This is a genomic window from Streptomyces sp. NPDC046909 (assembly GCF_040644695.1).
GTDB lineage: Bacteria > Actinomycetota > Actinomycetes > Streptomycetales > Streptomycetaceae > Streptomyces.
Genome location: NZ_JBEYXC010000003.1, coordinates 418,560 through 430,085 on the forward strand (window position 1 = coordinate 418,560; position 11,526 = coordinate 430,085).

13 protein-coding genes are annotated in these 11,526 nt (G+C 68.5%); 3 read left to right on the top strand and 10 right to left on the bottom strand.

The genetic code is table 11. The features are described from left to right. Positions 1-12: 12 nt before the first annotated feature. The 4 genes from ABZ928_RS10675 to ABZ928_RS10690 are packed head-to-tail and all read right to left on the bottom strand — an operon-like array spanning position 13 to position 3,851. Positions 13-1,443 carry an FAD-dependent monooxygenase gene (locus ABZ928_RS10675; RefSeq protein ID WP_361516832.1) on the bottom strand — a complete coding sequence of 477 codons (1,431 nt, stop codon included), beginning with the start codon at positions 1,441-1,443 and terminating at the stop codon, positions 13-15. Positions 1,444-1,500: 57 nt separating this feature from the next. Then, positions 1,501-2,436: a DMT family transporter gene (locus ABZ928_RS10680; RefSeq protein ID WP_361516834.1), complete on the bottom strand. Its 936-nt coding sequence runs from the start codon at positions 2,434-2,436 to the stop codon at positions 1,501-1,503. 45 nt (positions 2,437-2,481) lie between these two features. Continuing rightward, complete coding sequence (locus ABZ928_RS10685; RefSeq protein ID WP_361516830.1) at positions 2,482-3,081, bottom strand: flavodoxin family protein; 600 nt, start codon at positions 3,079-3,081, stop codon at positions 2,482-2,484. A gap of 56 nt (positions 3,082-3,137) precedes the next feature. Further along, positions 3,138-3,851, bottom strand: a complete 714-nt coding sequence (locus ABZ928_RS10690) for an ATP-binding protein (RefSeq protein ID WP_361516836.1) — start codon at positions 3,849-3,851, stop codon at positions 3,138-3,140. A 136-nt stretch (positions 3,852-3,987) separates the two neighbouring features. Here ABZ928_RS10690 and ABZ928_RS10695 point away from each other — a divergent pair, with 136 nt between their 5' ends. Then, entirely contained in the window at positions 3,988-4,566 is a 579-nt protein-coding gene (locus ABZ928_RS10695) for a TetR/AcrR family transcriptional regulator (RefSeq protein WP_361516838.1), read from the top strand. Between the two features lie 230 nt (positions 4,567-4,796). Here the strand turns inward: ABZ928_RS10695 and ABZ928_RS10700 are convergent, their stop codons facing one another. From ABZ928_RS10700 to ABZ928_RS10725, 6 genes are all read right to left on the bottom strand, one after another. Then, positions 4,797-5,594 carry an SGNH/GDSL hydrolase family protein gene (locus ABZ928_RS10700; RefSeq protein WP_361516840.1) on the bottom strand — a complete coding sequence of 266 codons (798 nt, stop codon included), beginning with the start codon at positions 5,592-5,594 and terminating at the stop codon, positions 4,797-4,799. Positions 5,595-5,760: 166 nt separating this feature from the next. Continuing rightward, positions 5,761-6,033 (bottom strand): SCO5918 family protein, encoded by a 273-nt coding sequence (locus ABZ928_RS10705; RefSeq protein WP_361516842.1) that lies wholly within the window; start codon positions 6,031-6,033, stop codon positions 5,761-5,763. Between the two features lie 101 nt (positions 6,034-6,134). Further along, positions 6,135-6,338 (bottom strand): cold-shock protein, encoded by a 204-nt coding sequence (locus tag ABZ928_RS10710; protein WP_361516844.1) that lies wholly within the window; start codon positions 6,336-6,338, stop codon positions 6,135-6,137. A gap of 226 nt (positions 6,339-6,564) precedes the next feature. Continuing rightward, positions 6,565-6,930 (bottom strand): MerR family transcriptional regulator, encoded by a 366-nt coding sequence (locus tag ABZ928_RS10715; protein WP_361517630.1) that lies wholly within the window; start codon positions 6,928-6,930, stop codon positions 6,565-6,567. A 192-nt stretch (positions 6,931-7,122) separates the two neighbouring features. Further along, positions 7,123-7,746 (bottom strand): phosphoribosylanthranilate isomerase, encoded by a 624-nt coding sequence (locus tag ABZ928_RS10720; protein ID WP_361516846.1) that lies wholly within the window; start codon positions 7,744-7,746, stop codon positions 7,123-7,125. 128 nt (positions 7,747-7,874) lie between these two features. After that, positions 7,875-9,452, bottom strand: coding sequence for a CBM35 domain-containing protein (locus ABZ928_RS10725; RefSeq protein WP_361516848.1), 1,578 nt, complete (start codon positions 9,450-9,452; stop codon positions 7,875-7,877). A 207-nt stretch (positions 9,453-9,659) separates the two neighbouring features. Here ABZ928_RS10725 and ABZ928_RS10730 point away from each other — a divergent pair, with 207 nt between their 5' ends. Continuing rightward, the gene (locus ABZ928_RS10730; RefSeq protein WP_361516850.1) at positions 9,660-10,337 is read left to right on the top strand and encodes an ankyrin repeat domain-containing protein; all 678 of its coding nucleotides are present in this window, start codon (positions 9,660-9,662) and stop codon (positions 10,335-10,337) included. A gap of 277 nt (positions 10,338-10,614) precedes the next feature. Further along, positions 10,615-11,475 carry an ABC transporter permease gene (locus tag ABZ928_RS10735; protein WP_361516852.1) on the top strand — a complete coding sequence of 287 codons (861 nt, stop codon included), beginning with the start codon at positions 10,615-10,617 and terminating at the stop codon, positions 11,473-11,475. Positions 11,476-11,526 lie beyond the last annotated feature (51 nt).

The window sequence follows — 11,526 nt, forward strand, 5'->3', positions numbered from 1 at the left end:
AAGGATGGGGGGTTACGCCTGCACGACCTGGGCGACGCGGCGGTCCGGGCGGACGATCAGTCCACGGGCGCCGTCCGGCACGGTGATCCGTCCGTGCGCGGGGCGCGGAACCCGGTGGACGTACCGCACGGGCGGCACCGACGGCTCCAGCGTGAGCGTCTCGGGGGCCGCGTCCTCGAACAGGACCAGCGTCGAACCGTCGGTGCGGTCGCTCGGCGGCAGGAACGGGGTGGTGGTGTGCGCGCCGGTCCGCAGGGCGGTGGGAACGCGTGCTCCAGCGGTCAGTTCGTAGTGGTCGCCGCTACGGTTCCCGGCGTCCGGGTACAACTGGCTCCAGGAGAGGGCCAGTTCGTCCAGCTCCCGCTGAAGGGCCGGCCGGGTCGTGTCGTCCGCGGCCTTGAGCTGTTCGATGAACGGGGCGACGAATGTCGTCTTCACGACCTGGGCCGCGTAGGAACGACGTTCCTCATCATATCCCGAAAGCGCCCCGGAATTACCAGTGTTGAGCGCGAGAAGAATACGCCAGGACAGTGCGACGGCATCACTGATACCGAGATTGAGCCCCTGCCCACCGGCAGGAGTATTCAAATGCGCGGCGTCTCCCGCCAGCACGACATTCCCGGCCACCAGACGCTCCGCGATCCGCAGATCCACGGAATAGTGGCTGGTGCGCACGGCCTCGGCGAGCCGCAGCCGGCTGCCGAACCCCAGGCCCTCGATGGCCTCGGCGACCGAGCTCCAGGGCACGTCGGCGCCCCGCTCCAGCGAGAGCCCGGCCACCGCGGGACCGGCGACGAGCACCTGGTCACCGGGGATCGGCATCATGGTGACCATGCCGGTGTCCCCGACGTAGATACCGACCTCGTCCCGGCCGACGAGTTCCTGCGGCACGCCCTCGACGAGCAGATAACTCGACGTGAGACTGCGCCCGTTCATCGGAATGCCCAGCGATTCCCGCACCGCGCTGCGCGGTCCGTCACTGCCGACCAGATAGGAACAGTGAATGTCCTCGTGGCTGTCGAGGCGGACCGATATTCCGCCGTCGGTCACCTCGTGCGAAACATAGCTGACGCCGCGTTCGATATGCGCGCCGTATTCGAGGGCGTATTTCTCCAGCAGGCCCTCCAGTATCGGCTGCGGCATGTTCCGGTAGCCGTCCACGTAGGTGTCCATGCCGGTCATCTCCGCGGAGTACGTGCCCGCCCCGCCGAGGTGGAACGTGAACCTCTCCAGCGGGATGCTGCGCGCCAGCACATCGTCCAACAGCCCGAAGGCATCGAGGAGTTCAAGGGTCGGCGCGTGCAGCACGACCGCCTTGGGACGGTCGCCGCGGGTCAGTCTGCGCTCCGCGACGAACACACTCACCCCGGCCCGCGACAGCAGTCCCGCCAGGACCAGCCCGGTCGGGCCGCCCCCGATGACGGCGACGTCGTAGTTCTTCATCAGTTCTCCCGTGTCCAGGAACCAGCCGGCCGCGTCCAGGCCCCAGGGCCTGACCCCTTACGAGGACGGGGCGACCTGCTTGCTGTCGTCGGCGGCGACCGGGGCCTGCTGCGGCTGCGGCTCCGGCTTGGTGAAGAAGCGGCCCAGCAGCTTGGGGTTGGCGACCAGGAGGATCGCCGTGCACACCAGGACTCCGCCGACGGCCTGGAACGCGGTGAGCTTCTCGCCGACCGCCACCCAGCCGAGGATGGCCGCGGTGACCGGGTTCATCAGCGGGAGCGGCGCCGACTGGGAGACCGGCAGGCGCTGGACGCCGGACAGGAAGAGGGCGAAGCCGAGGGCGCCGACCACGAACGCGGCCCAGGCCAGACCGGCCAGCTGCTTGCCGGTGAAGCTCGGCGGAGCACCCTCCATGAGCAGCGACAGCGGCAGCAGGACGACCGCCGCGCCGAGCAGGGTCCAGCCCGCCGTGGTGAGGGTGTTCACGCCTTCGGGACGGCCCCACTTGCGCGCCAGGACACTGCCGACGCCCATGCTGGAGGCACTGCCGATACCGGCCAGGACGCCGATCGCGTCAAGGGAGGCCGAACTGCGCAGGACGAGCAGCGCGACGCCGGTGACGCCGATCAGACAGGCGATGTAGTGGTGCGGCCGGATCTTCTCCTTGAGCACCACCGACGCCACGGCGATGGCCACCAGGCTGGACGTCGAGTTCAGGGTGGCCGCGACACCGCCGGGCAGCCGCTGGGCGGAGATCAGCAGGAACAGCGTGAACATGCCCATGTTCAGGGTGCCGAGCACGAGCGACTTCCACCACCAGTCGCCGCGGGGCAGCCCGGGACGGATCGCCAGCAGCACGAGCCCGGCGGGCAGCACCCGCAGGAAGCTGTCCCAGTAGGGGGTGGGCGGCAGATAGTGACCGGCGACGTAGAAGAGGGTGCCGCCGATGGCCGGACCAAGTGCGGTCCGGACGAGGAGTACTGAGTTCTTCATGGGGAGGGGCTCCGGGGGTGGTGGGGGGGGTGGCGCTCGGGCCGGTCAGGCGGTGATGCCGAGGGCCTCGCGGCCGGCGAGGACGACGGCGGTGTGCCGGGCGACCTGCTCACCGAGGTGCTCGGCGGTGGCGACGTCGGCCTTGGAGACCTCGGAGGGCGGCAGGTCTGCGGGGGTACTGGCGGCGGCCCCGTTGAAGTAACCCAGCCGGTTGAGGTCGTTCTCCGACTCGGTGCTGGTGTGCCAGCCCGGGTGCAGGCCCAGGTTGATCCAGTGCATCTGGTGCTGAGCCGCGAGGGTGGCGAAGTAGGCCAGCGTGGAGTGCTTGTCGCCCGCCTTGCACGCGGCGTTCGTGAAACCGGCGCCCAGCTTGTTCTTCCACGCCGCCGTGGCCCACCGCTTGGACGTCGACTCCGCGAACACATGGAACTTGCCCGCCGCGCTGCCCATATAGGTCGGCGAACCGAACACGATCGCGTCCGCGTCGTCCAGCAACTGCCACTGCTCGTCGGTGATCGTGTCCACCCGGACCAGGCTCACCTCAGCACCGGCGGAGACGGCACCGCGCTCCACAGCCTGTGCGAACACATCGGTGTGACCGAAGCCCGAGTAGTAGGCGATGACGACGGACGGCTTCTTCGACATGACAGAAAACTCCAGAACCAGAAGGGGAGGCAGAGCCAGAAGGGGATGAGGGGGGTTCAGGCGGCGACCGGGGCGACGCGCTCGGTCTCCAGGCGGAAGTCCTGGGCGTCGTAGTCCTGGCGGGAGAGCTCCAGAGCCTCGTCCATGCTCATCACGGGCTTGAGGTCGAACAGTTCGCAGATCTGCGTCAGGCGCTCGGGCATGGTGCCGCGGACGATGTGGTACGGGATCTCCAGCTCGTCCAGCGTCTGGAGGAGCATCTTGTCGATCGTGCCGCGGAAGCCCTCGTTCATCGGGCGGTGGCCGTCGGCGGCGATCGGGAGCTCGTGCTCCAGGTGGACGTAGGCGTCGTAGGTGTTCTTCACATGCGCCTTGAGCGCGATGGCGTACTGGTCGACGACCTTCGCGAAGAACTCCATCTCCGCCTCCGTCACGAGCGCGCGGCCGCCCTCGTTGCCGGCGGTGGCGTTCGGGTTCATCCCGTGCATGACGCGGCCGGCGCCGTACAGCCATTCCTGGAGCGAGGAGCCGTCGGAGATGAAGTGGTCGCCGAGTACGGCCTCCGCGGCGGCCCGGCCGGTGTGCCGGCGCAGCATCAGCTGGAGGAACTCCGCCGGGGTGACCTCCGAGAGCGCCTTGCCGGGCACCGCCTCGGGGAGGATCTCGCGGATGGTGCGGGCCAGGGTGCGCGGGACACCGGTGTAGCGGGACAGCGCCATGACGGTCGAGGTCTTGCCGGCCGAGTACGTACCTGAGATTGCGATCTTCACGCGCCTGAGGGCCTTTCGGGTGGGAACTGCTGAGCGGACGGGACTGCTCCATCCAACCTGTTGGTTGGAGATCGTTGCATGTGCATCAAATGCTGTCAACCAACCGGTTGGCTGGTCACGGGGATAGAGTGGTCACATGGCTGGGAACACGGAAACGACCAAGCGCCGACTCCTGGACTCCGCCCGCGTGGAGTTCAGCAGCTACGGCATCGCCGGAGCGCGGGTGAACCGCATCGCGGAGCGCGCAGGCGTCAACAAGGAACGCATCTACGGGCACTTCGAGAGCAAGGAAGGCCTGTTCAGGGCCGTCATCGCCGAGGCGATGAGCGAACTCGTCCGAGAGGTGCGCCCGGGCGAGGGGTCAGTGGGCGACTACGTCGGCCGCATCTTCGACTACCACCGCAACGACCCCACCTTGCTGCGCCTGCTCGTCTTCGAGGGACTCCAGGACGGACATCTCGGCACCGCCGACGTCTCCGGCCGGGCCCCCTGGTACGCGCAGGCCGCCAAGTCGCTGACGGCCGCCGCCGGTGGTTCCGAGAAGGACAGCGGACTTCTGCTGCTGACCCTCATCGGACTGGGCGCCTGGCCGATGGTGATGCCTCAGCTCAGCCGGCTCTGCCTGGAGGCGAGCGGCGAGGAGACGGACCTGTCGGCGCTGAGGGACTTCATCGTCACCTTCGCCGAGCAGGCCACCGGCGGCCTGCGGACATGAACCCCATATCCCCCCATAGGACTCGTAGTTCGAACTTCTACGAACACGATCGACCGTAGTGAGGGCCCCCCGTTCCGGCAAGCGAACACCGCCCTACCTGACGGACTTCCGCGAGGTCACTCCCGCGGGCCCGTCGCGGCCACCCGGGAAGCACTGCCCGTTGAAGTCCGCTGAAAGAACTGTGAGCCGCCTACGGACGACCGTAGGCGGCTCTGCTCAGCGGCGGGAGGTTAGCTCCAGGCGCCGTCCAGCTCCCCGTAGTAGCCGGCGATGTAGCCCGCGAGGGTCGGGTGGAAGACCTCGGTGCCGGAGGACAGGTTGTTGATCCACGGGTCGGAACCGCACGCCCCGTGGCCCTGGAACGCGTCGCGCACGTCGATGAAGGTCACCGACTCCTTGTCGGCCGCGGCCTTGGTGCCCTCGGCGAGGGCGTCGGCGAAGTCGTTCATGTAGCCGCGCTTGGCGGAGCCGAGGTCGATCACCGGGCAGGTACCGGTCGCGGACAGCGCCTGCGGGTAGCCGAGGACGGCGATCTCGGCGTGCGGGGCACGGGCCTTGATGTCCCGGTAGAGCGCGGCGAGTTCGTCGGCCATCTGGTGCGTCGCGTAGTACGACATCCAGTCCGTGGCCGTCTTGCAGTAGGCGTCGTCCTTGGTGAGACACGCCTGGACCACCGACGAGAACTGGGCGTCGTTGCCGCCGACGGTGAGGGTGACAGCGTCGGTGTCGGTGCTCAGCGCGGACAGCTGGTTCGCCCGTACGTCGGCCATGGTCGCGCCGCTGCACGAGACGTCCGTCAGCTGGTACTCGTCGTGCACACCGGCCCAGAGCGCCGGATAGCCGAGCTGGCTGCGCTTGCAGTCACCGCTGGCGCTGTCGTAGTGGCCGGCGCCGACCCCGGACGCGTAGGAGTCCCCCAGCGCCACGTACCGCACCTCGGTCGCCGCCTGCGCGGGGGTGCCCGCCGTGGCCGCGAGGGCGCCGAATGCCAGGACCGCGCTGGTGACGACCGACTTCAATCTACGCATGGGTTCCTTCTGCTTCTGGCTCGCTGAGTGCTGCTCGGGCTGAGGATCGGTGGATCGTAACTCGGCCCTGCGATCAGCGAACTCCCATGCGTTGTCCGGGAATTGCCGGTCTGTTGTCGCCACCTCGGGGGGCGAGTGATCGCCCCCTGGAGCTCTCAGCCCGTGGTCAGAAGCCCCACTCGCTCGTAGGGGACGGCTGCTGCGGCGGAGCAGCATGACACGTGAAGCCGAGGCGGGTCAGCGCCCTGCTCACCTCGGCGGCGGTGAAGTCACGGGGATCCTGGCCCGTGATGATCCGGCCGACCTGCTTGACCGGGAACAGCTGGTCACCGATGACGACACAGGCGGCCGTGACGGGTTCGGGCTGGACGCCCGCCATCGCTGCCTCGACCTCGGGCTTGAAAAAATCGAAGGGGAAACGGGCGATCACACAGCGCATGGTGCCTCACGATTCTTCGGTGTCCGGATACGAGAAAGGACCCGCACCCCGAGGTGCGGGCCCTTAATGCCGTATACGTGTACGGAATTCCTGCGCCGAGGTCAGGCGGGAACGATGTTCTCCGCCTGCGGGCCCTTCTGGCCCTGCACGACGTCGAAGTTCACCTTCTGGCCTTCCTGCAGCTCACGGAAGCCCTGGGTGGCGATGTTCGAGTAGTGGGCGAAGACGTCGGGGCCGCCGCCGTCCTGCGCGATGAAACCGAAGCCCTTTTCCGCGTTGAACCACTTCACGGTACCGGTGGCCATGTCAATTCTCCTGAGGCAGTGCTGGAGGCCCGCACCTCGCGGGCTCCCTCATCGCTGCGATGATCACCTGCCCGGGAATCCCGAAAAACGGCAACCACAACTGCAATTCACGTCCAGCGTAGCACGACGAGAAACGACCGGTGGATGAATGAAAAGCGTCGAAAATACATGAGGGACGGTCAGGGAAATTCATGACCGGGCCCGCCGGATATCTACCTCGGCGGCATCAGGATTTCGTTCTGCCCCGCGGCTCCTCATTGACCCGCGGCTCCCCTTCGACCCGTAGCTCGGCGTTGACCCGCAGGGCCTCCGCCAGCTGGTCCTCCAGGCCGATGATCCGGCAGGCCGCCTCGATCGGCGTGCCCTGGTCGACCATCTCGCGGGCCCGGAGGGCGAGCCGCAGCTGGTGGCGGGAGTAGCGGCGGTGACCACCCTCGGAGCGCGTCGGCGTGATCAGCCCCGCCTCGCCGAGGGCCCGCAGGAACCCGGGCGTCGCACCGATCACCTCGGCGGCACGGCCCATCGTGTACGCCGGGTGATGATCGTCGTCGAGCCGGTCGGCGGCGGGGTGCTGCCGGTCCTGCGCGGGCATGTGCGCCTTCCCGCGGACCACAGAAGTCATGGTCCGCACAGGGGAGCGGATTCCCCGTGACAGAACTGTAGTCGCCTCCGGTGAAATCCTCCGCTCGCGGTGACAGATGCACAGGTCACGGAAGCGGTTGAGGGACGCGCGCAGTGTTGACGTACTGGCGATTGACGTACGACCGGTTGACGCACGGACCGCTCAGGCCCCCGTACGAGCCGCCTTGACGAAGGCCGTGATCAGGGCCGGGTCCTTCACCCCTCGACTGTGTTCCACCCCACTGGAGACATCGACGCCCCAGGGGCGGGTGACGGCGACCGCGTCCCGCACATTGTCGGGAGTCAGACCACCCGCGAGCAGCCACTTCTCCCCCGGCGCCGCCAGCGGCTTGCTGGACCAGTCCCAGGCGATCCCGGAGCCCGGGATGGGGGCGTCCAGGAGCAGGATGTCCTCGCCGTACTCGCCGACGCGGGGCACCGTGTCGTTGAACGCGGCGGCGCGGATCAGGGTCCAGTCGCCGGTGGCCAGGTCGTCGTAGTAGGCGCGGTCCTCGGGGCCGTGCAGCTGGACGGCGCGGATGCCGGACTCGGTGGCGGTGGCGCGTACGAAGTCCAGGGAGTCCTTGCGGTAGACGCCCACCGTCAGGACGTGCTCGGGCACCCGGCGGATCAACCGGGCGGCCGTGGCGGCGTCGACGCGGCGCGGGCTCTCGGTGAAGACGAAACCGATGGCGTCGGCACCGGCCTCGATGGCCGTGTCGACGTCCCGCTCGGTCTTCAGACCGCAGATCTTGATGAACAGGCTTTCGCTGGATTTCTCGCTCACAGGATCCAGACTGCCGTATCGCACGCGGAAGGCCCGGATCGGGGACCCGGGCCTCACCTACGGAACGCGGTGTTACGTGGCGTTACGTGGTGCTGGAGCGTGACGCAGAGGGTGGCCTAGTACGTGACCTAGAGCGTGACCTTGGTGCCGCCGATCGTCACGACCAGGGTGCCGTCGGAGGCGAAGGACCAGGCCAGGGCGCCGGAGTAGGCGGAGCAGCGGGAGCCGTCGGTGCCGGACCAGAACTGGTTGGAGCTGTCGGCGTCACCGACGTACCGGTCGCTGGACCCGCTGTCGCACGACGTGTTGTTGCGGAACACCGAGGTGCCGCCGTCGAAGTTGAAGTTGCGTTCGGTGTTGGCGATGGACAGGTTGTTGGAGATCGTCATCGTGCCCGGGTTGCTGTTCCACGTGAAACCGTGCTTGCCGTTCTCGAAGGCGATCGAGCGGCGCACGACGTGGTTGACGGCGATGTCGTCGCCGCCGAGCTTGTAGCCGTTGCGGTCCCCGCTGCCGGCCTGGGAGCCGTCGCTGAGGGTGCCATTGTCGTAGGAGAGGGAGTCCTCGATGGTGACCGGGCCGATCGCGCCGGTGTCGGTCTTGGTGTAGAGGTCCCAGCCGTCGTCGATGTTGTTGTGCGAGACGGCGTACCGGAACACATTCCCGCTGCCGGTGGTCAGCTTGGCGGCGAACCCGTCCGCGTCCTCGCCGTCCGAGTCGGCGTTGTCGTGCGACTCGGCGCTGAGGATCAGGTTGTTGGCGGGCCAGTCGCTGCTCGGCGTGGAGGAGGCGATACGGCCGAGCTGGAGACCGGTGTCGCGGTTGTAGCGGGTGACGGTCCGCTCGATGACGTTGTTGCTGCCGCCGACGTAGATGCCGTTGTCACCGGCGCGCTCGACCGTCAGACCGTAGATCCGCCAGTAGTTGGCGTTCAGCTGAATGCCCCGGTTGGACGAACTCTCGCTCTGCGCCGAGAAGTTGAGCACCGGCTTCTCGCTCCCGTAGGCGGACAGCAGGGTGCGCGCACTCGACGTCCCGTTGCTGCCGGCCGGGATGGTCACGGTGGAGGAGTAGGTGTACGTCCCTCCGCGCAGGTAGATCGTGCCACCTGAGCCGACCTTGCTGATCGCCGAGGTCAGGGTGGTCGGGGCGTCGATGGTCCCGGCCGCGCTGTCGGTGCCGCTGGGCGAGACGTAGAGCGCGCCGCTCGCGGGGGGTGTGGTGGTGCCCTCGGGGGGTGTTACGTCGAGGTAGTCGACGTTGGGCAGGCCGTTGGCGGTGGTCGGGTTCAGCTGAATGGTGTTGCTGCCCGAGGCGACCGGCACGGTGAGCGTCTTGGTCGTCCAGCCGGTCCAGGTGCTGGTGCCTTCGAAGGAGGCGGTGCTGACCGTCGTACCGTTCACGATGATGTTCGCCGTTCGTGCGGTTGTCGTCCCGTTGGCGAACCGGACGGCCACGGTCGCGGTGCCCGCGGCGGGGGCCGACACGGTCACCTGGGCGTAGGCGCCGACGGCGTTGGTGGCGTTGCAGTAGCCGCTGCCGGAGTAACCGCTCCACTCGGTCTCGACGGCGCCCGTGCAGACGGCGGGTGAGGTCTCGGCCTCGTAGCGGGTGGTGGCGGCCTGTGCGGCGGTACCGGACAGGGCGACGAGCGTGCCGCCGAGCAGGGCGGCACAGGCTATGACGGGTCTCAGTCTCAGGTGCATGGGGGATCTCCATCTCCAGGACGGTGCGGGTCGTGCCAGAGGTGCGGAGCGGCGAGCTGTTCGACGAGGCGCTGGAAAGCGCTTTCCGTGGGAAGCTAGGGGTGTCGGTCCGAAGACGTCAATAGTCGCGTACTTGATTTCTGTTCATACATGCGAACACTCGACTGGCTTACCGAGCCCGCGCCCGTGATCCGTAGACTCGGCGGCATGGCCGAGGAGAGCAGCGCGCACTGGGACGGCGTCGTCCGCCGGTCCGCCATCAAGGAGGCGTGGGCCGCGGAACGGGACCGGATGTCCGACGCCGCGCACCGCGGGGACTGGCCGACCGTGTTCGCGGTCCTCGACAAGCAGCCCGAGTGGGTCAACTCGGGCCGCCTGGAAGGCCGTAGCGGATACGGCCCCCTGCACCAGGCCGCCTGGCACGGCACCGACGTCGAGACGGTCGGCCGGCTACTGGCACGCGGCGCGTGGCGCACCCTGCGCTCGGCGGACGGAACCCGCGCGGTGGACATCGCGGTGCAACGCGGCCACCAGCACCTCACACCCCTGCTGTCACCGGCCTACCGCCACCCACTCCCGCAGGACGTCCTCGACCGACTGCGCGCCCACCTCCACCGCCTCATCCACCACCGCTCGGGCGGCGCCGCGGGCCGGGAGGACCTCGCGACCAAGCACGCCCTGCGCCTCCCCGACCCGGTGGTACTGACCGAACTCGACGTCCCTCGCCTCTGGTTCCCCGTACCGGGCATGTACGGCGGCTTCCACATCAAGCTCCAGGGGGAGGAGTTGAGCGTGGACAGCTGGGTGCGAGTGGTCGGGGGGTCGGAGCGGACAGACCTGGTGACGGTGGACGGGGTTCAGCTGCACGAGGGGCACATGCTCTGACCGCGGCGCCGGTCCAGCACGTAAGACACCTCTTTTTGGCGCGCTGCCGCTGCTGTACAACTTGGCGCATGATTCTCAAGCCGCTCGTGCGACGCCTGGTCATCGACCTGTGCCGACGCCCGGCTTCGTGTTGTCGCTGATCGCGGCTTGTTCTCGCTGATCGCGGTCTGCTCCGCTCTCTGACCCCGCTTCCCTGACGGGTCTCTCCCCCCTTCTCGGGTGCGGTCACATCCGCGTACCCGACCGCTCACCCCTCGGCGCCCGTTGGAGGTCGCCCATGTCCACGACGTCTCGGCTGCAAAAGGCCGAACCGACCCCCGCGTCCCTCAATTCGCCTCCCAAGGCCCGCGCTTGGGCCCGCGCCCGGCACATCGCCCTCCCCTTCGGTTCGCTTCTCCTCTTCCTCGCCCTGTGGCAGTTGCTCGCCGCGGGCGGGACGTGGAGCGAGACGCTGGTGCCGCCGCCGGCCAAGGTGTGGGACGCCTTCGTCGACGTGTCCACCACGCACGACGGCGTACGCGGCTACAACGGCACGACCCTCATCGAGCATCTCGGCATCAGCCTGCGCCGGATCGCGCTCGGCGCCGCTATCGGCATCCTCGCGGGGGTGGTGTTCGGGGTGCTGATGGGGACCGCCGGGTGGTTCCGGTCGCTGTTCGAGCCGTGGATCACCTTCCTGCGGACACTGCCGCCGCTGGCGTACTTCTCGCTGCTCATCATCTGGCTCGGCATCAATGAGGAGCCGAAGATCACGCTGCTCGCCGTGGCCGCCTTCCCTCCGGTCGCGGTGTCGACCACGGCGGCCGTCGCCGCCGTACCGCAGAGCCTCGTCGAGGCCGCGCGGGCGCTGGGCGGGTCGCGGTGGGACGTGGTGAAGGACGTCGTCCTGCCGTCCGCGCTGCCGGAGACCCTCACCGGCGTACGGCTGGCCGTGGGGGTGGCGTACTCCTCGCTCGTCGCCGCCGAACTGGTCAACGGGCTGCCCGGGATCGGCGGGATGGTCAAGGACGCCGCGAACTACAACAACACCCCGGTGGTGCTTGTCGGGATCATCGCCATCGGGATCTCCGGGCTCGTCATCGACGGGTTGCTGCTGCGGCTGGAACGGGCCGTCGTCCCGTGGCGCGGTCGCGCATAAGCACCCGGTCCCGCACCGACAGGCGTGCGACACCACCCTCAACTCCCCCGC